This is a genomic window from Acinetobacter venetianus RAG-1 = CIP 110063 (assembly GCF_000368585.1).
Lineage (GTDB): Bacteria > Pseudomonadota > Gammaproteobacteria > Pseudomonadales > Moraxellaceae > Acinetobacter > Acinetobacter venetianus.
In genome coordinates, this window is sequence record NZ_KB849556.1 from 246,257 (window position 1) to 269,426 (window position 23,170).

The 23,170-nt window shown below is 39.3% G+C and carries 24 protein-coding genes; 12 read left to right on the forward strand and 12 right to left on the reverse strand.

Annotation, left to right across the window (positions count from 1 at the left end):
• The first annotated feature begins 166 nt into the window (after nucleotides 1–166).
• Nucleotides 167–625 (forward strand): hypothetical protein, encoded by a 459-nt coding sequence (locus F959_RS01180; RefSeq protein ID WP_004876643.1) that lies wholly within the window; start codon nucleotides 167–169, stop codon nucleotides 623–625.
• 73 nt (nucleotides 626–698) lie between these two features.
• Here F959_RS01180 and ptsP read toward each other — a convergent pair whose 3' ends face one another.
• Both ptsP and F959_RS01190 read right to left on the reverse strand, forming a co-directional pair.
• Entirely contained in the window at nucleotides 699–2,993 is a 2,295-nt protein-coding gene (gene ptsP, locus F959_RS01185) for a phosphoenolpyruvate--protein phosphotransferase (RefSeq protein WP_004876644.1), read from the reverse strand.
• Nucleotides 2,994–3,086: 93 nt separating this feature from the next.
• Nucleotides 3,087–3,563 (reverse strand): RNA pyrophosphohydrolase, encoded by a 477-nt coding sequence (locus tag F959_RS01190; RefSeq protein ID WP_004876647.1) that lies wholly within the window; start codon nucleotides 3,561–3,563, stop codon nucleotides 3,087–3,089.
• A 183-nt stretch (nucleotides 3,564–3,746) separates the two neighbouring features.
• Between F959_RS01190 and F959_RS01195 the strand changes: the two genes are divergently transcribed.
• Together F959_RS01195 and F959_RS01200 are read left to right on the forward strand one after the other, a co-directional pair.
• A complete protein-coding gene (locus F959_RS01195) occupies nucleotides 3,747–4,397 on the forward strand; it encodes an HAD family hydrolase (RefSeq protein WP_004876649.1) in 651 nt (216 codons plus the stop codon).
• A gap of 98 nt (nucleotides 4,398–4,495) precedes the next feature.
• The gene (locus F959_RS01200) at nucleotides 4,496–5,242 is read left to right on the forward strand and encodes a glycine-rich domain-containing protein (protein ID WP_004876656.1); all 747 of its coding nucleotides are present in this window, start codon (nucleotides 4,496–4,498) and stop codon (nucleotides 5,240–5,242) included.
• Here F959_RS01200 and F959_RS01205 read toward each other — a convergent pair.
• Both F959_RS01205 and F959_RS01210 read right to left on the reverse strand, forming a co-directional pair.
• Nucleotides 5,239–6,102 carry a LysR family transcriptional regulator gene (locus tag F959_RS01205; RefSeq protein WP_004876657.1) on the reverse strand — a complete coding sequence of 288 codons (864 nt, stop codon included), beginning with the start codon at nucleotides 6,100–6,102 and terminating at the stop codon, nucleotides 5,239–5,241. The two genes, F959_RS01200 and F959_RS01205, sit on opposite strands and share 4 nt — an antisense overlap.
• Nucleotides 6,103–6,219: 117 nt before the next feature.
• Nucleotides 6,220–6,438, reverse strand: a complete 219-nt coding sequence (locus F959_RS01210) for a DUF2061 domain-containing protein (protein WP_029424871.1) — start codon at nucleotides 6,436–6,438, stop codon at nucleotides 6,220–6,222.
• A gap of 244 nt (nucleotides 6,439–6,682) precedes the next feature.
• Between F959_RS01210 and F959_RS01215 the strand changes: the two genes are divergently transcribed.
• The 5 genes from F959_RS01215 (at nucleotide 6,683) to leuB (ending at nucleotide 11,405) form a co-directional block, all read left to right on the forward strand.
• Nucleotides 6,683–7,303 (forward strand): hypothetical protein, encoded by a 621-nt coding sequence (locus tag F959_RS01215; protein WP_004876660.1) that lies wholly within the window; start codon nucleotides 6,683–6,685, stop codon nucleotides 7,301–7,303.
• A 173-nt stretch (nucleotides 7,304–7,476) separates the two neighbouring features.
• Nucleotides 7,477–8,895: a 3-isopropylmalate dehydratase large subunit gene (leuC, locus tag F959_RS01220; protein ID WP_004876661.1), complete on the forward strand. Its 1,419-nt coding sequence runs from the start codon at nucleotides 7,477–7,479 to the stop codon at nucleotides 8,893–8,895.
• Between the two features lie 12 nt (nucleotides 8,896–8,907).
• Entirely contained in the window at nucleotides 8,908–9,555 is a 648-nt protein-coding gene (leuD, locus tag F959_RS01225) for a 3-isopropylmalate dehydratase small subunit (RefSeq protein ID WP_004876662.1), read from the forward strand.
• A 149-nt stretch (nucleotides 9,556–9,704) separates the two neighbouring features.
• Nucleotides 9,705–10,280: a hypothetical protein gene (locus F959_RS01230; protein ID WP_004876663.1), complete on the forward strand. Its 576-nt coding sequence runs from the start codon at nucleotides 9,705–9,707 to the stop codon at nucleotides 10,278–10,280.
• Nucleotides 10,281–10,325: 45 nt separating this feature from the next.
• Nucleotides 10,326–11,405 (forward strand): 3-isopropylmalate dehydrogenase, encoded by a 1,080-nt coding sequence (gene leuB / locus F959_RS01235; RefSeq protein WP_004876664.1) that lies wholly within the window; start codon nucleotides 10,326–10,328, stop codon nucleotides 11,403–11,405.
• A 49-nt stretch (nucleotides 11,406–11,454) separates the two neighbouring features.
• On the opposite strand, the gene F959_RS01240 is transcribed toward leuB, so the two are convergent.
• A complete protein-coding gene (locus F959_RS01240; RefSeq protein WP_004876665.1) occupies nucleotides 11,455–11,844 on the reverse strand; it encodes a hypothetical protein in 390 nt (129 codons plus the stop codon).
• Between the two features lie 162 nt (nucleotides 11,845–12,006).
• On the opposite strand from F959_RS01240, the gene F959_RS01245 reads away from it, so the two are divergent.
• Nucleotides 12,007–12,378, forward strand: coding sequence for a lysozyme inhibitor LprI family protein (locus F959_RS01245; RefSeq protein ID WP_004876666.1), 372 nt, complete (start codon nucleotides 12,007–12,009; stop codon nucleotides 12,376–12,378).
• 61 nt (nucleotides 12,379–12,439) lie between these two features.
• Here F959_RS01245 and infA read toward each other — a convergent pair whose 3' ends face one another.
• Nucleotides 12,440–12,661, reverse strand: a complete 222-nt coding sequence (gene infA, locus F959_RS01250; protein ID WP_001284370.1) for a translation initiation factor IF-1 — start codon at nucleotides 12,659–12,661, stop codon at nucleotides 12,440–12,442.
• 230 nt (nucleotides 12,662–12,891) lie between these two features.
• Between infA and F959_RS01255 the strand changes: the two genes are divergently transcribed.
• Nucleotides 12,892–13,899: an AraC family transcriptional regulator gene (locus F959_RS01255; protein WP_004876667.1), complete on the forward strand. Its 1,008-nt coding sequence runs from the start codon at nucleotides 12,892–12,894 to the stop codon at nucleotides 13,897–13,899.
• Between the two features lie 46 nt (nucleotides 13,900–13,945).
• On the opposite strand, the gene truA is transcribed toward F959_RS01255, so the two are convergent.
• From truA to asd, 5 genes are all read right to left on the reverse strand, one after another.
• On the reverse strand, nucleotides 13,946–14,743 hold the full coding sequence (truA, locus tag F959_RS01260) for a tRNA pseudouridine(38-40) synthase TruA (protein ID WP_004876668.1): 798 nt from the start codon (nucleotides 14,741–14,743) through the stop codon (nucleotides 13,946–13,948).
• A 9-nt stretch (nucleotides 14,744–14,752) separates the two neighbouring features.
• Nucleotides 14,753–15,724, reverse strand: a complete 972-nt coding sequence (locus F959_RS01265; protein ID WP_017196819.1) for an asparaginase domain-containing protein — start codon at nucleotides 15,722–15,724, stop codon at nucleotides 14,753–14,755.
• Nucleotides 15,725–15,771: 47 nt separating this feature from the next.
• Nucleotides 15,772–17,040 carry a FimV/HubP family polar landmark protein gene (locus F959_RS01270; protein ID WP_004876670.1) on the reverse strand — a complete coding sequence of 423 codons (1,269 nt, stop codon included), beginning with the start codon at nucleotides 17,038–17,040 and terminating at the stop codon, nucleotides 15,772–15,774.
• A 59-nt stretch (nucleotides 17,041–17,099) separates the two neighbouring features.
• Nucleotides 17,100–18,584, reverse strand: coding sequence for a type IV pilus assembly protein FimV (locus tag F959_RS01275; RefSeq protein WP_004876672.1), 1,485 nt, complete (start codon nucleotides 18,582–18,584; stop codon nucleotides 17,100–17,102).
• A 142-nt stretch (nucleotides 18,585–18,726) separates the two neighbouring features.
• Complete coding sequence (gene asd / locus F959_RS01280; RefSeq protein WP_004876674.1) at nucleotides 18,727–19,845, reverse strand: aspartate-semialdehyde dehydrogenase; 1,119 nt, start codon at nucleotides 19,843–19,845, stop codon at nucleotides 18,727–18,729.
• 189 nt (nucleotides 19,846–20,034) lie between these two features.
• Between asd and F959_RS01285 the strand changes: the two genes are divergently transcribed.
• Nucleotides 20,035–21,144: an endonuclease/exonuclease/phosphatase family protein gene (locus F959_RS01285; RefSeq protein WP_004876677.1), complete on the forward strand. Its 1,110-nt coding sequence runs from the start codon at nucleotides 20,035–20,037 to the stop codon at nucleotides 21,142–21,144.
• A 265-nt stretch (nucleotides 21,145–21,409) separates the two neighbouring features.
• On the opposite strand, the gene F959_RS01290 is transcribed toward F959_RS01285, so the two are convergent.
• Nucleotides 21,410–22,345, reverse strand: a complete 936-nt coding sequence (locus F959_RS01290) for an LpxL/LpxP family acyltransferase (RefSeq protein ID WP_004876678.1) — start codon at nucleotides 22,343–22,345, stop codon at nucleotides 21,410–21,412.
• Nucleotides 22,346–22,555: 210 nt separating this feature from the next.
• On the opposite strand from F959_RS01290, the gene F959_RS01295 reads away from it, so the two are divergent.
• Nucleotides 22,556–23,098, forward strand: a complete 543-nt coding sequence (locus F959_RS01295; protein ID WP_004876680.1) for a DUF4334 domain-containing protein — start codon at nucleotides 22,556–22,558, stop codon at nucleotides 23,096–23,098.
• Nucleotides 23,099–23,170: the final 72 nt, after the last annotated feature.

Below are 23,170 nucleotides of genomic sequence, written 5' to 3' on the forward strand. Positions count from 1 at the left end.
CATCGGGCAAGGAACTTAATTCCATTATTTCAAGTGATTCGTTACAAATAGTCTGCTGAGTTGATATTTTAATTGTTGATGATGCTTTGAGTTGAAGATGTGTAAGTGGAGCAGTTTTTGGAGTTGGTTATGGTATTTTTGTTTGATTAATTAAGAGATTTCAAAAATGAAAAAAATAGCACTGAGTCTTGGTCTATCTTTGACAGCTTTAACGGGTTGTAGCTCTATGCCACAAACAGATCATATCAAAGCAAATCACTCTAGCGCCGTAACGGTAGAATTTGTTGGGCAAGGAAATTACAGCGTTCAACCACAACAGGGCACAGTAAGTCTATATGCTGTCGAAAGCCGTATGGCGGATGTCCCAGCAACCCTGATTCAACAAAAGAAAGTTCAAGTATCACAAGTCCCTTTTCGTGTTGAATTGAGCTTACCTACGGATCATCTGAAGTTGATTCGACCACCAGTAAGAAGTGATGCGGAAGTTACTTATTACGTGACATGGGAGTCTGATATGAAGAATCTCTCAGGTAAAGATGCAATTGTGATTGATTATGATCGTAAGTTTCCACGAGTGACATTGAATGGGAATACGCAGCAAATTTACTTACGTGAAACTAAGTAAAATTTAAATACTTATATAAAAAAGAGCGATATTCTAAGAATAATCGCTCTTTTTCTTTATTTTTAAAAATGCGTTAGGCACCGACTAAACGATTGGATTTAACCATATCGCCAAGCCCATGTGTCTTAAAGTAATGCTCTAACCAACTTTTCACGACCAGAGGGTTATTCATTTGTAGAACATCATCTAATAATCTTTGAGCATCTGTCATAGGCACATGACAAATTGCTTTGCGCACACGCAGAATATTACTCGAACTCATAGAGAGTGTATTAAAGCCCATCGCCATTAATAAAATTGCTGATAATGGATCACCAGCCATTTCACCGCAGACGCTTACAGGCTTTTCATGAATATGACATTCTTCAACTAAACGTTTTAAGGCACGTAATACCGAAGGGTGGAAGTGCGAATATACGTTAGCAACATGCGGATTATTACGATCTACGGCAAGTAAATATTGTGTCAAATCATTTGAACCCACCGAGAAGAAATCAACCAGTTCGGCAAACTCACCAACTTGTAATAGTACGCTTGGTACTTCAACCATAATCCCGATTTTAGGACGTGTGATTTTGACTTGCTCTTCTTCTTGGACCGCAATCCAGTCACGCTCAAGTAAATACAACACTTCTTCTACTTCGCTGACACTAGTCACCATCGGAAGAAGAATATGTAAATTATTTAATCCAATACTGGCTTTGAGCATCGCGCGAATCTGTGCAGAAAAAATCTCAGGGTGATCTAAAGTAAAACGCAAACCACGCCAACCTAAAGCAGAGTTTTCCTCTTCAATGCTGAAATAAGGAAGGTCTTTGTCCGCACCAATATCCAGTGTACGCATAATCACAGGTTTATTGGCAAAATGGCTGAGCTGTTGGCGGTAAATGGCGCGTTGTTCTTCTTCACCAGGGAAGCGTTCACGTAGCATAAATGGAATTTCACTACGATATAAACCAACACCTTTTGCACCACGTTGTACGCCGCGCACAACATCGATCATTAAACCCGTATTGACGAATAACGGAATAGCAACACCATCAGGCGTTACAGCATCTTTAGTTTCGTACTGCTTTAAATCTTTTGCAATTTGTTCTTCTTCTTTTTGAACTTCTTTATAACGTTGACGTAAACGACGTGGTGGATTGACAAAGACACGTCCTTGATACGCATCCACAATCATTTCAATATCATCAAGCGTCGTGATTGGGAGCTCAGTCACACCAACAACCGTTGGAATACCGAGAGCGCGCGCCACGATCACCATATGTGAATTGGCAGCACCTTCAGAAGTTACAATTGCAGCAATATTATCGACAGGAAGCTCGACCAACGCAGCAGTACTGATTTCTTCGCCGATCAGGATACTATCTGGACTCAGTTCTCGGTGACTAGAATCGGCTTCTTGCAAACATGCGAGAATGCGACGACCAAGGTCTTTTAAGTCGGAAACACGCTCACGTAAATAGTCATCTTCCATTTGCGCAAATAGCGCAATATGTTTATCGATGACTTTACGTACAGCACCTTGCGCCCAGCTTCCTGCTCGAATATGTTCCTTGATTTCACTCGGCAAGACATTTTCATCTAACATTCGTAAGAACACGCTAAACAATGCACGTTCTTCTGACATGAGAGAGTCTTGCATTTTTTCATCTAAAGATTGAATTTCAAGACGAACAGAAGCGATCGCTTGATCCAAAAGTTCTAATTCATCGCTGATATCTTCAGCTTCACGATCAGGAATTGCAGTTAGATCGGCTGGGGGATATAGCACAATTGCTCGACCTAGCGCGATACCGCCAGCACCCGAAACCCCTTGGAATGTTTTATAGGTTGATCCATTACTCGGTTTACGAAATACATCAATATTCCCGACTGCATGAGCATGTGCGATCACACCAGATAGTTGTGCGCAAAGGGTAACAAGAAATGATTCCGCGGCTTCGCTAAAGTCTTGTGACTCTTTATTTTGAACGACTAAAACGCCCATTACTTTACGGCGATACATCACAGGAACGCCAAGGAATGAGTTATATAGTTCTTCACCTGTCTCGGGTAAATAAGCAAAGCGTTCATGCTTTGGCGCATTGTCTAAGTTGACAATTTCTTCTCGTTGACCGACTAAACCAACCAGACCTTCACCAACATTTAAGGAGACATTGCCGACCGCTTCTGGTTTTAAACCTTTCGAAGCCATAAGCACATAGCGGCGATTTCGTTCATCCAATAAATAAATAGAGCAGACATCAACATGCATTGCTTCAGCCACATGATTGACCATAATGTCCAAAGATTCATGCAAACTGACGGACGCATTAATTTCTTGTACGATGCGTCTAAGCGTGTCGAGTTGCATGTTTGACATGGATGTTTACTCCAATTTATTGAATCGTTATAGGCCTAGTTATAACAGCTCTAATGTCAAAAATCATTGCTTAAAATGATGATTCTACGACAATTAACGCTGAGGTAATTGTAAACACAACTCCATCATGGCTTTGCGGTAAACATCTCGTTTGAAGTTGACCACTTGACCCAATGGGTACCAATAACTCACCCATTGCCATTCATCGAATTCGGGTGGGTCTGATAAGTTTAACTGAATATGATGAGGCGATGCCGTTAACTTCAGTAAAAACCACTTTTGCTTTTGTCCAATACATACCGGATCTGAATCTGACCGAATGTACCGATGTGGCAAACGATAACGCAGCCAACCTTTTGTTTGCGCTATAATTTGGACGTGTTCGGGCAATAAGCCGACTTCTTCTCTCAGTTCACGATAAAGTGCCTGTTCAGGGGTTTCTCCAAACTGGATACCTCCTTGTGGAAATTGCCAAGCATTGTGACCAATGCGCTTTGCCCATAAGACTTGTCCGTCATCGTTTGCCAAAATGATCCCGACGTTGGGTCGGAAACCTTCTGAGTCGATCATTTGGCTACCTAAATTTTGTCTATATCGTTGACTTTGATCTCGGGGACAGTCACTCTTCACGTCCAACTCGAAAAAGGTCAAAGTAAAATGTTTAAAATTGCTATGATCTTAACGAATTTCTATCGACTAGCGGAGATAGATTTACATTTTTTTTCTTAATTTTCAGTTTAAACGAGAAATTCTATGCAATTGGCTTTGTTTGATTTAGATCATACGCTGTTAAATACTGACTCTGACCATTCATGGGGTGAATTTTTGGTCAATGAGGGTTTGGTTGATCCAGTTCATCATCGTCAAATGAATGACAAGTTTTATGAAGATTATAAAGCGGGTCAGCTTGACCCGATTGCGTATAATGAATTTGTTTTTGAGTTTTTAACTAAACACGATAATCAGTATTTAACTGAGTTACATCAATTGTTTATGCAGAAAGTCATCCGCCCGAAAATGAGACCTAAAGGTTTTGATGCAATTAAAAAACATCAAGACTTAGGCCATGCGATTGTCGGGATTACTGCGACGAGTGATTTTATTACCGCACCTATTTTCCGTGAGTTTGGGATTACTGAAATTATTGCGACCAGTGCAGAAGTCATTGATGGACAATACACGGGGAAAGTCACAGGTGTTCCTTGCTATCAACAAGGTAAATTGACGCGCTTAGATCAATGGCTAGCTGGTCGTACCGTTGAGGAGTCTTGGGCTTATTCAGATTCAATCAATGATCGCTTTTTACTTGAATACGCGACCCATGCGATTGCGGTGAACCCAGATGACCGTTTGGAAAAACTCGCGCAAGAACAGGGCTGGGAAATTCAAGATTGGTCAATCTAACTGAGTCAGCATAATTTGAATGAATTATTAAAACCTCCCTTTCGTCAGGGAGGTTTTTTTGTCATATAAATGTCACTTTTAAATTTTAAGATGTCAGTATGAAAATAAAAATAAATCAAGAAGCACAAACTTCCAATCAACTCAGCGAATTGCTGAGATTAAAAAGACAACAGCCGATTATAAAAACACGTTGGATCATTTTACCTTTTATCATATTCGGATTGATGTATGCGTGGCAGCAGCAATTTTGGACAGCTTGGGTGATTATTCCAATACTTTGGTGTGTGCTTGTTATCAATATTTCATTGCTTACCCGATCTCAACGCGCTCGATTACAGACGATTGAACAACTAAAAATAGAGCCGATTTTTTGGAATAAACTTCGCCAGTCTCATCCTGAGCTGACTTTGAAACAACGACAATTAATAGAAGTGGGTTTTAAGGATTATTTGGCGCTGCATGTTATGCAAAAGCAAGCTTATGCAATGCCATCAAATGCGGTTGATGCACTTTGGCATGTGATGTTGGAGTTTCCTCAGCAGTATCAGCAATTATGTCGCGTAACACTTGGCCGAGTCCTCAATCACAAACCATATCATTCCATCACTGAATCTGAACAACAAAAACAGTTATTCGAATCATGGAAAATAAGCTGTAAATTACATGGATTCGAACCCAAGCATAGTGCTGTCATACCTCGTTTGTTCGTGATAGATCAAGCCTTAGGTTGGGTTGATGGTCAATACTTTGACTTGGATGAAATGAGCAAAGACTATTCTAAATACCAGCAAGCTCAGTCTTCTTCAAGTTGTGGAAGTAGTTGCAGCAGTTGCGGAGGCGATTAATCTTTTTGCATCATTTGAATGAGTTCTTCTGCTGCTTTAGATTGAATACGTGCAGGATGCCAAACCATACCCAGTTGGCGATTCATATTTAATTGTAAATCGAGCTGTTTCAAATCCTGATTGAGTAACGTCTTTGGTAGAACTGACCATCCCAGACCAATCGAAACCAACATGCGAATTGATTCTAAGGGATTGTTACTCATCGTGATTTTAGGCTTTAGCCCTTTTTTTTCAAACTCAGCTAAGGTGATTTGACTGGTATAGGTGTGCGCTGATGGCAATAAACTCGGATAAGCAATTAAGTCTTCTAATGTAAGGTTGCTTTGTTGCGAGAGTGGATGAAATGGTGATGCAACAAAAACTAAAGGATCATTCCAAATAGTTAAATAATTAAGTCGATCATCTCCCGTCGGTGGAAGCGTCAGGAAAGCGAGTTCTAATTCACCTGCAAGTACCTGTTCATGTGCTTGTTCTGAATCAACAAAATGTACATCTAAAGTGACTTGAGGAAAGAGCTGTACGAAAGCTTTTAGTGGCTCTGCGAGATGGTGCAAACCGATATGATGACTTGTACCAATCTTTAAACGACCTTGTACCTGTGCTTGTTCATGACTTAGTGTGTGGTGGATTTCACCGAGCTCATTGAGCCAAGTTTTTACTTTTGGAAGTAAAGAATGCGCTGCATGAGTTGGTTGAATACCGCGGCCTGCGGATTCAAATAATTTCACACCAAAATAATCTTCTAGGCTATGAATCCGTTTCGTTACCGCTGGCTGAGTAATGAATAGTTGTTCGGCAGCAATCGAAATTGAACCCGTTTCCATCACTTTAACAAATGCTTCAAAAGCGGCAAGATTCATAGTTTAGACTCGAAAATCATTAAAATTTAGATGTTTGTTCTGAGACATATATAGCTGACTATTTTAGGTAAAAGCGCTGAACAAATATAGTTTAAGCTGTATATGTATAATTAAAAGTTAGACTTTTTGCTCAGTTCTATTCCAAATTTTTTCATGGAAGAAGAATGCAAAGGCTTGTACTGTGGGCTCAAGCAAGCTCAAAGTCACTGCCATGATCAGATTTCCTGTTACAACATAGGCAACCAGCATTGCTACTGTGATATGCATGAAGTAGTAACTTAACGTTTTTTTTAAAGTTCGTTGATTGTTAATCACGAATTGCTGAATATTTGCCATTGCTGTCACCATCTTAAATCTTATTTATATAAATAATAATCATTATCATTTAAGAAGTAAAAAAGAAATTTCAATTGATGATGATTGGATTTGCAGATTTTAGTATTTGTCGGTATCTAATTTCATCTGTTTGGTTATTCATGAATTTTGGTGGATGTTTTTATATCTATAATTTTATTTAAAAAATTATGATGTTTGCTGTATCATTTTGATAGATTATAAAAGTTTATAAAAAGAAATTCGTATGTCAAAGCAGCTAGAACTTATATCTGGAAAAATAAATTCAATTAGAAAAACGGAAGAGGGGACAATTAATTGGTTTGATAACAAACTAAGAATTATTAAACGTATTCAGGTCATAGATTATCAAGCAAATTTGGATAATAAGCCAATTCGATTTGTGATCAGCCAAGCATTGTTAAATTCTGTTGGAAATGTGGATGTCATTGCTTTTAAAGAGCTTGATTGCGGAAAACACTTGGTTGTAGCAGTTAAACAAAATCAACTTATATATTTAAATCCATACTTACATGACCGTGCAGCGAATCCTAACCATGCTTTCACCATCGAATTTTGGCACATTTTACTAACTTTATTTTTTGTTTTGTCTCACTCTATGCGTGAGGATAGCACTTTTGTTGGAGTTTCTATTCTTGGTTTTACAGTATTGACTTTTAGCTGTTGTTTCTCTGGATATCAAAAGTTGAATAAGGAGATTAAATGGAGAAAAGAGATGCGTCGAAAAATTTTAAAGTTTTACGACTTGCCTGAAAACCTAGAATCTAAGATTTTTAATAAAAAATGGCGGTACAGAAATGCTATTGGGGTTGTAGACTTATTTAAACTTGAACTTCGAGGCAAGTAATAATTTAAGTTTTAGAGCATCATCAGATATTAAGATAGTGATGGAATTAAATCATTCCTAAAAGTTTTTTAATTAATAAAAATGATAAATTAGATTTATGTGAAACAGTTGTTATAATCAAGCTAAGATTACAAATACCTAGTCCTATGGCAAGCACTACGGAGAGCGAAGACATGGCAGGCAAAACATTATATGACAAATTATGGGATGATCATTTAGTCACTGAGCGTGATGATGGATCGTGTTTAATTTACATTGATCGTCATTTATTACATGAAGTGACTAGTCCACAAGCATTTGAAGGTTTACAGCTTGCAGGACGTAAACCATGGCGTTTAAGTGCCAATGTCGCAACACCTGACCACAATGTACCGACCTCTAAAAAGGAACGTGAACAAGGTATTGCAGGGATTGAAGATGATACCTCACGTATCCAAGTTCAAACCTTAGATGATAACTGTAAAACTTTTAATATCACTGAGTTTGGTATCAACGATATTCGTCAAGGGATTGCGCATGTAGTTGGGCCAGAGCAAGGTTTGACCTTACCTGGTATGACCGTTGTTTGTGGTGATTCACATACAGCAACACATGGCGCTTTTGGTTGTTTAGCACATGGTATCGGTACATCTGAAGTTGAGCATGTATTGGCAACACAATGCTTAGTACAAAAGAAATCTAAGAACATGTTAGTGCGTGTTGATGGTGTATTGGGTACAGGCGTCACGTCAAAAGATGTTGTTTTGGCAATCATTGGCAAGATTGGTACAGCGGGGGGTACTGGTTATGCGATTGAGTTCGGTGGTCAAGTTTTCCGTGATATGTCGATTGAAGGGCGTATGACAGTATGTAACATGGCAATCGAAGCGGGTGCACGTGTGGGCATGGTAGCTGTAGATGATAAAACGATTGCTTATGTCAAAGACCGCAACTATGCGCCACAAGGCGAAGAGTGGAATCAAGCAGTCGAGTATTGGAACACGTTGCATTCAGACGAAGATGCCGTATTTGATGCAGTTGTTGTGTTGAATGGTGCAGAGATCGAACCTCAAGTGTCTTGGGGAACGTCTCCAGAAATGGTGATTCCTGTTTCTCAAGCTGTTCCGACCTTAGAACAAGCAAAAGATGATGTGCAGCGTAATGATTGGACGCGTGCTTACCAATACATGGGCTTAACTGCAGGTCAGGCATTGGCAGATATCCAATTAGACCGCGTGTTTATTGGTTCATGTACCAATTCTCGTATTGAAGACATTCGTGCTGCGGCTGAAGTTGTGAAAGGTCGTAAAGTCGCGTCAAGTATTAAACAAGCGATGATCGTGCCGGGTTCAGGTTTAGTGAAACAACAAGCTGAGAATGAAGGTTTAGACCAAATCTTCTTAGAGGCAGGTTTTGAATGGCGTGAACCAGGTTGTTCAATGTGTTTGGCGATGAATGCAGATAAATTACAACCAGGTGAGCATTGTGCATCGACTTCAAATCGTAACTTTGAAGGTCGTCAGGGTAATGGTGGGCGTACACATTTAGTAAGTCCAGCGATGGCGGCAGCGGCGGCGATTGCAGGTCATTTTGTTGATGTTCGTTCATTCTAAGGGAGCAAAGTCATGGAAAAATATACTGTAGAACAAGGTATTGTTGCGCCTTTAGACCGTGCCAATGTAGATACGGATTTAATTATTCCGAAGCAGTTTTTGAAATCGATCAAACGTACGGGATTTGGCGATAACTTATTTGATGAGTTACGTTATTTAGATGAGGGTTATTTAGGACAAGATATTAGTAAGCGTCCAAAGAATCCTGACTTTGTTTTGAATAAACCGCGTTTTCAAGGCTCAACTATTTTATTGGCTCGTACCAATTTCGGTTGTGGCTCAAGTCGTGAACATGCACCTTGGGCACTCAATGAATACGGTTTCCGTACCGTGATCGCACCTAGCTTTGCTGATATTTTCTTTAATAACTGCTTTAAGAATGGCATGTTACCTGTGATCTTGTCAGAGGAGATCGTTGATCAGTTATTTAAAGAGTGTGAACAAGAAGGTTATCAGCTTACGATTGATTTAGATGCACAAGAAGTACGTACACCGAAAGGCGAAGCATTTAAATTTGAAATTGATCCATTCCGTAAACATTGTTTACTCAATGGTTTGGATGATATTGGTTTGACATTGCAAGCTGCGGATGACATCCGTGCTTTTGAGGAAAAAGCAAAACAAGCACGTCCTTGGGTATTTAAGGATATCAAAGCTTAAGTCTCACTTACATTTTTTAAATGTAAACATGACTAAATGTCGAGGGACATTTTAAACATAGCCGTAGCGCAGAGATTGAACTCTTGTTAACATGCTAGCGAAGAAGATTTGCTTGCATGTTTGCATGATATGAGGACTGGGCTTGAATAATGAAAACAAAATTCGCTCGCAGTATTTTGCTGTGTTTAAGTGTGGGTACAACGTTAACTGCGTGTCAAAACACAACGACTGTGGTTGACCAAGTTCGTATTGCACAAAATACATTAGAAGACAAAGCGAACAATGCGACTTTATATTGTTCAGGCGTGGATAATTGTGAATTCGAAAGAATTAATGATATTGGTGTGATTGATGCTAAATCGCATCGTGTAAGCCAACAGGCCATAGAAAAAGGCATTGTTCGGTTACATGGTTCGATTTTAAGCCGAAATCAACAGGTTTACTTGAGTGTACCTGCTAAGCAATATGAAGTGGTTATTCGCTATTATCCAATTTCCCCAGATCGTGCTGAAACTTTTCATATCATCCATGCGTTTAAACCGCATACGCGCTATACCTTTAAAATGTACCGAGATAGAGCAAATCGTGTAGAAAACTTGCTTAATGCATCAGCTCCAGATCCTTTGTGTGTTGATCTATTGCAAGAAGAGCGCATGATTCGTCGATTCTGCCGTCCGTATGATGTAAAGACAGGTTTGGGCGAATTTGTTGAAAAAAAGATTTAATCAAATAGCAGCTTGAATGCTGTGTGGATGAAATTGGAAAAGTAGATGTCAAAACATATTTTAATTTTAGCGGGTGATGGGATTGGTCCTGAAATTGTTGGTGCTGCTGAGAAAGTACTGACAAAGGTCAATGATAAATTTAATTTAGGTTTGACATGGGAACATGGTTTACTGGGTGGCTCAGCAATTGATGCCCATGGTGAACCATATCCAGCAGTGACAAGTGCACAAGCTCAAAAAGCAGATGCGATTTTATTGGGTGCTGTAGGCGGACCTAAATGGGACACGATTGAACGTTCAATTCGTCCAGAACGTGGATTGTTGAAAATCCGTAGTGAATTAAATTTATTCGCAAATTTACGTCCAGCAATTCTTTATCCTCAATTGGCAGATGCTTCGAGCTTAAAACCAGAAGTTGTTGCTGGTTTAGATATTCTGATTGTTCGTGAATTAACAGGTGGTATTTACTTTGGTCAACCACGTGGTATCCGAGAATTAGAAAACGGTGAAAAACAAGGTTATAACACTGACGTTTATTCAGAAAGTGAAATTAAACGTATCGCCAAAGTTGCTTTTGAATTAGCTGGCTTGCGTGGTGGAAAAGTTTGTTCTGTTGATAAAGCAAATGTATTGGAGGTTACTGAGCTTTGGAAGCAAACAGTGACTGACTTACAACAAGCACAGTATTCAAATATTCAGCTTTCACATATGTATGTCGATAATGCAGCAATGCAACTTGTTCGTGCACCAAAACAATTTGATGTCATCGTAACAGGTAACTTATTTGGTGATATCTTGTCTGACGAAGCAGCAATGTTGACGGGTTCAATTGGCATGTTGCCTTCAGCATCTTTAGATGAAAATGGTAAAGGTATGTATGAACCTTGCCATGGGTCAGCACCAGATATCGCTGGAAAAAATGTTGCAAACCCACTTGCAACGATTTTATCTGTTGCGATGATGTTGCGTTATACCTTCCGTGAAGAAGCTGCGGCAAAAGCGATTGAAGATGCAGTAGGTCAAGTTTTAGACCAAGGTTTGCGTACAGCAGATATTATGTCAGAAGGAATGAGCAAAGTCGGTACAGATGCAATGGGCGATGCTGTTGTTGCTGTGTTAGGCTAAAAATCTGATCTATAAAAAATGCAGCGTGTGCTGCATTTTTTATTTGTTGTTAGCAGGCTTTTCCTTCATAACGAATAGAACGTGCAATTTTTTGCTGATCAAGCTCAAAAATAATATGGCAGTAAAAATTGACATCGTAAGATTGGCTATATGTCGTAACTGTTGAAAGGCGAGAACCATCTGAAGTTCCCATATTCATTGGAATAGGAATATTAATTGGGCGAAGTACGGTAAAAACTAACTGCTGGTCAGTTTGGGTTGGTTGTTTTAGAGTTTGGAAGCCTAGGCTCTTGAGATTAAGATTTTGCTGAATGTTATCTGCTGATTGACCGATATAAGGTTGTAAGTAGTCTTGTAGTTGAACCGAGCGCCAGCCAGGGGTTGCACAGCCTTGTAAAATGAGCGCTATAGATAATATATAAAACTTATAATTCCGCATGAATATTCCTTTATTTCTAAAATAAATCTTTGAATTTATTATAATCGATCACTATTCTAATCGGGAAACAAAAATATACAAACTTGTCTATTTCTGAGTAATGTTCAAGCATAACAAAATGTGATTAGATATGTCGCATAATTAAGTTATCGAGAAAATTTGATGCATAAGATAGTGCTTGGTCTTTTGTGTTATGTCGTTGCGACATTAAGCTATGCAGATAATTGTGATAAAGCGCGTAATACTTATGATGATATTTACTGCACTAATAAGATTTATGCCAGTGCTGATGCTGACTTAAATAAGAATTATCAGCAGTTACGCAAACATCTCAATGAAACGCAACAAAAGATTCTAAAAAAGTCGCAGCTGGCTTGGATACGTCATCGGGATGCAAGTTGTACCGATTCGCAGCAAAACAGCGTTGATGTGGAATGTCGGTTGAGCACTACTCAGGAACGCAACCATTGGCTATTAGAGCGCCTACGCGAGTGCCAAACTGTAGGGTGTAAAACCACACGTCTGAGCGAATAATTTAAGAATAAGCGTAAAAAAAGCCACAATCATGTGGCTTTTTTGCATTCACTAATCTGACTTAGCGCGCACGATAAGTGATACGACCCTTAGTTAAGTCATAAGGTGTCATTTCAACTTTAACACTGTCACCTGTCAAAATACGGATGTAGTGTTTACGCATTTTACCAGAAATGTGTGCAATAACTTCGTGACCGTTTTCTAAACGTACACGGAACATCGTATTAGGAAGCGTTTCGGTGACAACGCCTTCGAACTCAATGAGTTCCTCTTTATTGGCCATAGCCTACCTGATGATCAAATTGGAAAGGCGCAAATTATAGTCAATTTATTTGAAATTTACAAGACGCTCTCTTAGCAAAGCTTGTACAGATGAATTGGAAAAAACTGTCAGACAATCCTCATTTTTTTTTAACAAAAGAAGCAGAATAGTGTTGTCAGTTTGGTCAATCAACGTTAATCTAAAATTATTGTTTATTGTCACAATAACGTATCTACAGGGAAGGGCACTGCGTGGGTCAGTTAACAGATGCATCGGTTGTATTGCGCTTTGGTTATCAGGCAATTCGTAAAGCAGGATTACCAACTGAAGAGATTCTAACAAAAGCAGGTGTAGCACTAAATCAAGTTGATACAAATGCAAGAACCCCACTGAGTGCACAAAATGCATTCTGGATTGCGGCACAGGAAGTGAGCAATGACCCAGATATCGGTTTGCATTTAGGTGAGCATTTACCACTGTATCGTGGTCAAGTGATCGAGCATTTGTTTATCAGTAGTGAGACTTTTGGTGAGGGGCTCAAGCGAGCTTTGGCTTATCAGCGTTTAATTAGTGATGCTTTTGACGCTAAGTTGGTGATTGAAGATGGGCGTTGTTACTTAAGTAACGGCGAACAGTATTGGTCTGATAATTTAGTGAATCGCCATTTTTCTGAATGTGCGATGTCAGGAATCTTACGTTTTTTTAAATTTATTACGGAAGGTCAGTTTCAACCGATTTTCATTGATTTTAATTTCAATGAGGGTGCGGATGATGACGAGTATTTCCGTGTTTATGGATGCTCAGTTAGTTTAGGTCAGAGAGAAACGCGCTTATATTTTGATATGGCAGTTTTGGACTATCCTTTATGGCAGGCTGAACCTGAATTACTACAATTACATGAGCAGCTTGCAATTGAAAAGCTGCAAGAACTTGCTCGTTATGATTTAGTCGGTGAAGTACGCCGTGCAATCGGCTCAACACTTGAAAGTGGTGAGACAACGTTAGAAACAGTGGCTGCACAACTTAGTATTACGCCACGCCGTTTAAGAACACAGTTAAGCGAAGCGAATACTAGTTTTCAGCAAATTTTATCGGACTATCGTTGTCGTTTAGCGAAAAAGTTATTGGCAAATACCAATGAAAGCGTAGAGCGTATTGTGTATTTAACGGGTTTCTCTGAACCAAGTACGTTCTATCGAGCATTTAAACGTTGGACGAATGAAACACCAGTTGAGTATCGGAAGCGTAAACAACGTTAATGGTGTGAGGAATTTTAAAGCCTTATCGTTATTGATAAGGCTTTTTTTATTCTGGTAAATTTAACCATTGTGGCCCAAGGGGTGGCTGAGGCAATTCAAATTGATCAGGGTAATAGCACTGGATGAAGTATAAGCCATCAGGTGGTGCAGTAACGCCAGCAGCTTTACGATCTTGCGCTGCAAACATGGTATCAATGTGTTCAATTTCATACATGCCTTGGCCAATTTCAAGCAAACATCCCATGATATTGCGAACCATGTGATGTAAGAAGCCATCTGCTTGTATGTCTAAGACCAAATAACGACCATGTTGGAATAAGCGGCAGTGCTTAACATGGCGAACGGGCTGATTTGATTGACATGCAGCAGCTCTGAATGACTCGAAGTTATGTGTACCTTCAAACTTAGATGCGGCTGCAATCATTTTATCAATATCAAGTTCAGAATAGATGTGTGTAACCTGTTTATGTAGCAGAGCAGGGCGATGAGGTGCGTTATAAACAATATATCGATAACGTCGAGCAGTCGCTTTAAATCGTGCATGGAAATTTTCATCCATACATTTGATCCATTGGATTGAAATATCTTTCGGTAACTGACTGTTTGCGCCCATCATCCAGCCGCGCTCTGGTCGAATTGCCTCTGTATCAAAATGAGCAACCATGTTGGTCGCATGAACCCCAGCATCGGTACGTCCAGCAGCATGAACAATAATCGGTTCATTGGCAATTTTACTGAGGACTTTCTCAATGGTTTCTTGGACACTTACAACGCCAGCTTGTTGAGTTTGCCAACCACGGTATTGAGTACCGCAAAATTCAATACCGATTGCATAACGTTGCATATTTAAACCTCAAGATAAATGCTGATTCCATTGATCAAAACGTTGATCAGGGGATGGGTATTTTAAATACATTTGCAGCGCTTTTGCATATAAATCAGCATGGCTTAGACAATCATTGACCAAAACTTTCGCTGTATTTACCCAAGAACTAATCGCATAACGTTGATCTAATTGTCCAAAAGTCACTTGAGAACTAATGATACAAATACATCCTTTGCTAAATAGAGCTTCAAATAATGTAATGAGTTGATCATTGATTGCGATATTGCCTGTACCAAATCCTTGTAAGATTAAAAAGTGAGGAGGATTGGATAAGATATTTTCAAGTTGTTGTTGTAATTGGAGTTGTCCAATCGGTTGAAGCATTAGATTGAATACACTTAAATGAGCGACTTTTTCAATATGTTCATTCTGTACAACGAGCATTTTGGTCGCGGTCTTACAATCTAGGTTTGCATCAACTCCAGCAAATGCATTTAAATCGGTAGTATGAACTTTAAGAGTGGTTTGAGCATGGAAAACTTGGTTATTGAATCCAAGATATACTCCTGCTGGAAGTACTTGCACCTGTTCTAACGCTAAATATAGGTTGCTAGTTGCATCAGTGAATTCTCTGGTATCGTTACCATCGATATTAAGTAGAGGATATTGGCTACCTGTGATGATGGCATGGCAAGATTGACCTAAGAAGCGCGCAAGGGTCGCTGCTGCATAACTGAGCGTATCTGTACCGTGAATAATCACAAAATGTTGATAATCCTGCAATTGCAGTTGTTGTATTTGTTGTATGAGAGGAAGCCAATCTACAGCTGTACAAGCACTACTGTCTTTGATACTTGGTGCTGCAAAGCAGTCTACATTTAAATGTGGCGGAATAACCTTTTCGAGTAAAGGTAAAAAATGCTGTTCAGGCATTGGCATGAGTGGTTCGCCAACACAGCCAAAAGTTCCACCCATGTAGATTAAAGCGATTTTTTTCATCATAAAAAAAGCAGTCTTAGAGACTGCTTATATTAGACTGATCAAATTCAGGAAGCTATTTTATTCAGTAACTTTTCTGAGCTTTGTTGTTGATCAGCATCAAAAATAGACTGACTGTTTTGTAATAAAGTTCGAGCAGATTCGTAAGCGCCTAATTCGATATATTGCTCAGCTAAATCCAAATTCAGTTGAGCTTCATTCAGTTGTTGCAAGTCAGGGAATGATTGAACAAGCGGATCGTTGCTAACAACAGACGAGACTTGTGTTGCGGGTTCTGATGTTGTGAGCTCTGTAGTCTGTTCCGCAGCAACTGGCGTTGGTTCAGCAAGGTCAAACGAAAATTCTGTTTTCTCTGCAAGAGTTTCTGGTTGATCTACTGGTGTTTGAGTCGTTGGTTCAAAACTAAAGTCTAGACTAGGTGCTTCTGCTGGCTCAGGCGAGGTTTCTAAAGAAAAGTTGAAATCTGGTTCAGTCTTAGCTTCTTCTTCAACTTTGGTTTCTTCTGGAGTCGCTGTATTTGGCTCTAGACTGAAAGAAAATTCAAGAGGGGTTTGTTCTTTAACTTCTGTAGTTTCAGATTCTACAGGGGTAGGAGATGCCTCAGGAACTTGCGTCTCTTTCTGTTCAAAAGAGAAATTAAAGTCTAAAGGTTGAACCTCTGGTGTAGGTTCAGCAGGTTTTTCTTCTTCGACTGGCGCGACGTATTCAGTTTGTAAGTCATCAAAAGATTGATTTGATGGTGCTTGAACTAAGGCATCAAAGTCTGCTGTATTATTTTGCGGTGCAGCTGCTTCCGTCGTTGTTGGACGTTGATTAAAGTTGTTGGTATTTGAATGAAAATCAATTGAGTCTGGTTGTTTATTTTTTTCGTATTCACTTTTTTTAGCTTCAGCTGCATGAGCAATATCTTCAAGCTTTAAAGCATGAACATGCTTGATTAATTGATCAATCGCAAAATCATCTTTTTGGGCTAGATGGATATCTAAAAGAAATAAATATAATTCATGTTGAGAGTTATCTTGCTTTAACGCTTGATTAATTTGAGCCTCTGCAGCTTGAAAGTTTCGTTCTTGAATCTGTTGTTCAATTTTTTCACGTAAACTGTCAGATATTGCAGTTGTTACGAGTGGAGCGGCTTCTTGCTCTTCACGTGCTAAGGTTGTGCGTGATGTCTTTTTGGCAGTTGCTTTTTTCGTTGCTTTTCCAGCAGCAGTCCCTTTCTTAGGTGCTGCTGTATTTTGATTGTCACCACGTTTCTTTAAAACGATTGCGACTACCAATACGATGACGAGTAGTACAATTATTATAGTTGACATGATCTATACCCCTTAAAGATAGAGCCGCTTTTGCAAATTTATGAGAATCTTCTCGTAATTCAGTGTGTTGGCTTTTTAGTTTCCTGCTGCGCTTTCAACCGTTCTTGTAGCTCGGCAAGTCGAGCATTTAGGAGTTGAATTCGCTGTTCCTTCTGACGTAGTGCCAACTCTAACTGTGTTACGTTTCGTTGTAATGTAACGGTTTTTTCCCGAGCTGTCATAACTTTTAATGATAAGTCAGTACTGGTTTTTTGCTGTAATGTGTCTTTTTTCGCACTTCCTGTACTTGAATCTTGATTGCTTTCAGCAACAAGCGACATCTCAGCTTGTTGTAGGCGATATTTTGTTTTTCCAGATGCTGGTTGAGGTGTTTGCGCTGCAATCTGATTCACATTTTGATTTTGACGACTCGGGATATTACCTAGATTGAAATTTAATTGAGAACCTTGTCTAAGTCGGTTTGCATTTCCACCAATAAATGCATGTTCATTCTGTGCCTTAATTTGGTTCATCACTTGCGACACAGGTTTATGTGTTTGACTCGCAATACGATGAGCGATACTCCACAAAGATTCATTACGTGCTACGACATGCTGTTGTTGAGTATTTTCACCTGAAACTGAGGGTATAGTGTTTTGAGGTGCTTTTTGCTTAACAGGTTGCTCTTTATTTTTAGCACGATATGCAGCGATAGTATCTTCTTTATTCTCAATAAGTTTTTCTGGGTTATCTTGATCTTGGTTTTTACCAAGAAGACTTTCATTTACTGGTTCGTTTTTTGCGGTCTGTGTAACAGCAGTTTCTTTAAGTTCTGTTTTGGTTGTTGGGATTGTAGAATTTTGTCCAGCTGTTGCTGTTTTAGCCGTTATTGGCTGTGTATCGTTGTTTGCAACTGGAGCGCTGACACTTTGTTCTACTTGAGATGGTACAACTGAGATAGCTGCAGAAACAGATACTTTATCAGTTGCAATATCTAAAGCTGGCGGGAGTTCATACGGAGCATTTAAAAGTTTCTCTTGTTTTAGAGTTGGCTCTTTGGGTATAGATGCTGTATTAAAGCGAGTACTTTCAGGTAAATCGAGAGCAATATCTTTTTCACTCACAATAAACTTAGGCGTTAACGCTTTTTCATTACTTACTGCCGCTGCTTGAACTTTTTGTATGTTTGATCGAATTGGTTGTCTAATGTGCTTTAAATGTGATGCACCATCTTCTTGTATTTTAATAATAATATTGAGTTCAGCATCTGTCATAGGACGAGAAGAGGTAATGACGATGACACCTTCGCCTCGGTTATTTCGACGGGTAAAGAAATTCAGTGCTGATGGTGGCTGGTGAGCTGCCCCAATCATAACGAGGTCTTCTGGTGTTGCAAGGCTGACTTCTAATTTTGCATTTGGATCTGCCTGATGAAAACTCATTTCAGCATAAAGTAATTCGCCAGGTGCAGACTGGATTTGTAAAGGATCGAGCGTAATTGCATAAAGATGTTGCGAAGATAAGATGGTTAAAATGGCAATTTTTAATTTGTTATAAACAGTCATCTCGATCCATGAAAAAGTGATGTTATAGTCAGTTCAAAAGTATACATTACCGCGATGTAAATGAATTGTAAATTCTTCATGTTTGATTACATAAAAAAAGCCGATCAAATGTGATCGGCTTTTGATTTCTATCGTTTTTTGCTTACGCGTTCTTGTATTCAACCAAAATGCGTAACATACGGCGTAAAGGTTCTGCAGCGCCCCAAAGCAGTTGGTCACCCACTGTGAATGCACCTAAATATTCTTTACCCATATTTAACTTGCGTAAACGGCCTACAGGTACAGTTAAAGTACCAGTAACGGCAACAGGAGTAAGATCGGTCATCGATGCTTCACGTGTATTCGGTACAACTTTAGCCCATTGGCTAGAGCTACGAATCATGTCTTCGATTTCATCAAGTGCTACATCTTTTTTCAATTTTAATGTAATTGCTTGAGAGTGACAGCGCATCGCACCAATTCGAACACAGTGACCATCGATAGGAACGATCTGTTGATTGCCCAAAATTTTATTGGTTTCAACTTGACCTTTCCATTCTTCCTTAGACTGACCGCTTTCGAGTTGCTTGTCGATATAAGGAATCAACGAGCCTGCCAATGGCACGCCAAAGTTCGCTTTAGGGAAGCCTTCACCGCGTTGCAAATCTGCGATTTGACGGTCAATATCAAGAATTGCAGACTTTGGATCATCTAGTAATTCTTTAGTATTGTTGTACAAGTAGCCCATACCTGTGATGAGTTCACGCATGTTTTGCGCGCCTGCACCTGAAGCTGCTTGATATGTCATCGAAGTTGCCCATTCCACTAAATTGTTTTGGAATAGAGAACCTAAGCCCATCAGCATCAATGAAACTGTGCAGTTACCACCAACAAAAGTTTTAGTGCCATTCACTAAACCATCTTTGATGACATTTAGGTTGACAGGGTCAAGAACGATAATTGCTTCATCATCCATACGTAATGTAGATGCAGCATCAATCCAGTAACCATCCCAACCTTCTGCTTTAAGTTTTGGAAAAACTTCAGATGTGTAGTCGCCACCTTGACAGGTTAAAATGACATCCATTTGCTTCAGACTTTTAATATCTGTTGCATCCATAAGTGCTGGGGCAGTCTTACCACCAAATGAAGGTGCTTCGCCACCTGCATTACTGGTAGAAAAATAGAATGGCTCAATATGAGCAAAATCATTCTCTTCAACCATACGTTGCATAAGGACAGAACCAACCATCCCACGCCAACCGACCAGACCTACTTTCATGTCATTGTGCCTCGGTATGTAAAAAACTTTAAAGGGGTTTGAGTGTATCAAAAGCGACCACAACTGCAAGCTTTACGTAAATAAAACGATAATTTAATTGAGTGGAATAACTTGTTTGTATTAGATACAAAATTGATAAAGCCATAACTTTATTAATAAATTCCCTCTATCCTCAAGAGTAAAATTAACATGATATGGATTGAGATTTGTGCAGTAGTAGTTATTTGGCTGAGTTTATGGTCACTGATTCCTAGAGATGAATGGTGGTTTCGAGGAGCTGATTTTCCAAGATTACAAATATTAGCAGTGGGTTTAGTCACATTACTTGGCTTGTTGTTGATTAAGTCCGAGTGGACATTATTCAGAGAGCTATTATTAGTTGGGTTAATTGCGGCTGTTGCTTACCAATTAAAAATGGTCTTGCCTTATACGCCGATCTGGAGGAAACAAGTTAAACACGTTGCTAGACAGCAGTTAAATGAATCACAGCAGATTTCATTGTTGGTTGCGAATGTGCTTACACCAAATGACAAGTATGAATTGCTGCTCCAGCATATTTACCAGTTACAACCAGATATTGTATTAACGCTTGAATCAGATGAATTGTGGCAGAAAGCATTGCAGCCTATAGAACAAGAGTATCGCTATAAAGTTGCAGTCCCATTAAATAATTTATATGGAATGCATTTATATAGTCGGCTTCCTTTGTTGGAATCAGAAATTAAATTTATTTTAAGCGATGAAATTCCGTCAATACATGCCTGCTTAGAGTTGCGTTCAGGTGTACAAGTTCAACTTTATTGTTTACATCCTAAACCACCGAGTCCCACTGAAGCGAAAGATTCAACTTTGCGAGATGCTGAATTATTAATCGTTGGGGATCAAATTAAAGATTTAGATGAAAGTTGTATCGTGATGGGGGATTTGAATGACGTGGCTTGGTCTAGGACAACGCGATTATTTCAACGCATCAGCGGCTTACTTGACCCACGTGTTGGTCGGTATTTTATGAATACCTTTCATGCTGATTATCCTTTACTAAGATGGTCTTTAGATCATATTTTTCATAGTACCGATTTTGGTTTAGTTGAAATGAAACGTTTGTCTCATATTGGTTCAGATCACTTTCCGATTTATGTGGTACTGCAAACAGGTCGGGTTTTTGAACAACAACAGCAATCACTAGACGAAACACCATCTGATGCTGAAGAAGCTGAAGATGCTATTCAGGAAGGGATTGAAAAGGCCGAAAAGGAAGAAAAAATGGTTGTTGATGAGCTAGCGCAACCTTATAAATAAGCTGGTTGATTAAACGGCCTTGATGTAAGCAATATCGTACATGGATTTAGTCCTACAGCGAATAGTCCAGTAAGACCAAAAGGTTTATTCTAAATACATCAGCACAGGGAAGCAGGAATGGAATTCCGATCTAAGGATAGCTAGCGCTGAGATGGAAAAGCATTATGGATATGATGCATGCGATGGACGCAAGATAATAAAAAATGTGAAAGCACAACCTCATTTGCCCGAGTTTCGTAGGATGCGAAACTCGGGTTTTAATTTTTTAATAGATCTTTTCATAACCCGCAGGTCGTGTTTTAAAACGACGGTGAAACCACATCCATTGTGTTGGTGCGATACGTAACTGCGCTTCAATGATTTTATTGACGCGAATGGCATCTTCAACCTCATCTTCGCTTGGCATGTTCTCAACCATAGGCTCAATCAGTACTTTGTATTTTGGATTGCGAATATCACCATATCGATAAAAATACAGTGGGATCGCAACGGCTTTTGAGATTTTTAATAAACGGCGATGTGCGGTAACGGTTGCCGCAGGAACACCAAAAAATGGAGCCATCACTCCTTGTTTCAAACCAAAGTCTTGATCTGGACTATACCAAATCGCGCCTCCATCTTTTAAACGACGGACTAAGCCACGCATATCATCGTGATCAATTTGTTGTTGGTATATCGTGGCACGACAACGATAAATCAGCATATCCAACATCGGATTATTTTGCGGACGATAAACCACATCAGGGTCAAAATATTGTGCGCATATATAACCTCCTGCATCGAGCAGCGTACTGTGTGTCCCTAACAGTAATATGCCTTTGCCTTGTGCTTTGGCTTGAGTGATATGTTCCAAACCTTCAATGCTATGCCGTCCTTTAAACCATTTTGGACAATACCAAGCATTTAATGTTTCAAATACACCTAACATCATATCGACAAAGACTTGCTTTGCTTGTGCTTCAACTTCAGCAGTTGACCATTCAGGAAAGCAAAGCTCTAAATTTCGTAGTGTCGTTTTGCGGCGCGATTTAAGTAAATGCCAGCATAATGTTGCCAAACCATGTGCCAATCGCCATTGAATAGCCCATGGCAAAATTGCCAATAACATAAGAAAAGTAATGGCGATCCAAATTTTCCAATACTTAGGAAGTAAAAACTCCCATTGAAATTCGCCAGGAATATAAGGCTGTTTTTGACTCATAAACTTAGATGCGTGGATGATGTTAAATTTTGCAGCAGTGTAGCATGAAGTGAGCCTGAGAATATGCCAACAAGTTTTTGTTCGGCTGCTACTCGGCGGAAATTGAATGATAAGTTCTTTGCCTTTATTTTAGCTGTAATACAATGCAGATCACACCAGACTCAATCCAGATTGAGTTGAGGATCAATAAAACAAAAAAGGGAAGGGATGATGAATATTCAGGAAATATCACAAGGAAAGAAAGTCGATGTTCAGAAAATGATCGAGTTTTATGATCAATTAGATGGGGTTGACTGTTCATTTATGTATGGTCGCTGGAAAGGATTTGAGGTAGAAACAGGTCATCCGATGAATGGACTATTGGAGCTGGCAAGCTGGTATGGGAAGCTATTTATTGATCAGGAAACGGTATATCCGCTAGTGATACTCAATACGAAGAAAACAGCATTATTTTTCCTTGATCCGAAATGGTTGCCTCTAAATATTGATTTTAGCCTTCTGAAAAATAACAGTAAGTATCTAGCTGGTGCTTTGAAACTATTAAAAACCAAAGACAGTAAAGCACGTTTAAGGATGACTGAGTTTCGAGGGACAATATCGGCGACAATGATTTATGATGAAAAGCCCATTCACGATGTGTTTCGAAAAATAGATGAGAATACCGTATTAGGCTGGATGGATCTAAAACAGCAAGCTCAGCCCTATTTTTTTATTCTGCAACGCGATAATCAAAGTTCGCTTTGCTTTGAATAATCTCACTCTCTGTGAGGATTTATCTTTTGCAAATTGAATCTGAGATCAAGTTGTACTTACACTTTTTAAATC

Coding starts and splice junctions, on each gene's coding strand:
- F959_RS01180 (WP_004876643.1), top strand. CDS start 167: ATGAAAAAAATAGCACTGAGTCTTGGTCTATCTTTGACAGCTTTAACG.
- ptsP (WP_004876644.1), bottom strand. CDS start 2,993: ATGTCAAACATGCAACTCGACACGCTTAGACGCATCGTACAAGAAATT.
- F959_RS01190 (WP_004876647.1), bottom strand. CDS start 3,563: ATGATCGACTCAGAAGGTTTCCGACCCAACGTCGGGATCATTTTGGCA.
- F959_RS01195 (WP_004876649.1), top strand. CDS start 3,747: ATGCAATTGGCTTTGTTTGATTTAGATCATACGCTGTTAAATACTGAC.
- F959_RS01200 (WP_004876656.1), top strand. CDS start 4,496: ATGAAAATAAAAATAAATCAAGAAGCACAAACTTCCAATCAACTCAGC.
- F959_RS01205 (WP_004876657.1), bottom strand. CDS start 6,102: ATGAATCTTGCCGCTTTTGAAGCATTTGTTAAAGTGATGGAAACGGGT.
- F959_RS01210 (WP_029424871.1), bottom strand. CDS start 6,438: ATGGCAAATATTCAGCAATTCGTGATTAACAATCAACGAACTTTAAAA.
- F959_RS01215 (WP_004876660.1), top strand. CDS start 6,683: ATGTCAAAGCAGCTAGAACTTATATCTGGAAAAATAAATTCAATTAGA.
- leuC (WP_004876661.1), top strand. CDS start 7,477: ATGGCAGGCAAAACATTATATGACAAATTATGGGATGATCATTTAGTC.
- leuD (WP_004876662.1), top strand. CDS start 8,908: ATGGAAAAATATACTGTAGAACAAGGTATTGTTGCGCCTTTAGACCGT.
- F959_RS01230 (WP_004876663.1), top strand. CDS start 9,705: ATGAAAACAAAATTCGCTCGCAGTATTTTGCTGTGTTTAAGTGTGGGT.
- leuB (WP_004876664.1), top strand. CDS start 10,326: ATGTCAAAACATATTTTAATTTTAGCGGGTGATGGGATTGGTCCTGAA.
- F959_RS01240 (WP_004876665.1), bottom strand. CDS start 11,844: ATGCGGAATTATAAGTTTTATATATTATCTATAGCGCTCATTTTACAA.
- F959_RS01245 (WP_004876666.1), top strand. CDS start 12,007: ATGCATAAGATAGTGCTTGGTCTTTTGTGTTATGTCGTTGCGACATTA.
- infA (WP_001284370.1), bottom strand. CDS start 12,661: ATGGCCAATAAAGAGGAACTCATTGAGTTCGAAGGCGTTGTCACCGAA.
- truA (WP_004876668.1), bottom strand. CDS start 14,743: ATGCAACGTTATGCAATCGGTATTGAATTTTGCGGTACTCAATACCGT.
- F959_RS01265 (WP_017196819.1), bottom strand. CDS start 15,724: ATGAAAAAAATCGCTTTAATCTACATGGGTGGAACTTTTGGCTGTGTT.
- F959_RS01270 (WP_004876670.1), bottom strand. CDS start 17,040: ATGTCAACTATAATAATTGTACTACTCGTCATCGTATTGGTAGTCGCA.
- F959_RS01275 (WP_004876672.1), bottom strand. CDS start 18,584: ATGACTGTTTATAACAAATTAAAAATTGCCATTTTAACCATCTTATCT.
- asd (WP_004876674.1), bottom strand. CDS start 19,845: ATGAAAGTAGGTCTGGTCGGTTGGCGTGGGATGGTTGGTTCTGTCCTT.
- F959_RS01285 (WP_004876677.1), top strand. CDS start 20,035: ATGATATGGATTGAGATTTGTGCAGTAGTAGTTATTTGGCTGAGTTTA.
- F959_RS01290 (WP_004876678.1), bottom strand. CDS start 22,345: ATGAGTCAAAAACAGCCTTATATTCCTGGCGAATTTCAATGGGAGTTT.
- F959_RS01295 (WP_004876680.1), top strand. CDS start 22,556: ATGAATATTCAGGAAATATCACAAGGAAAGAAAGTCGATGTTCAGAAA.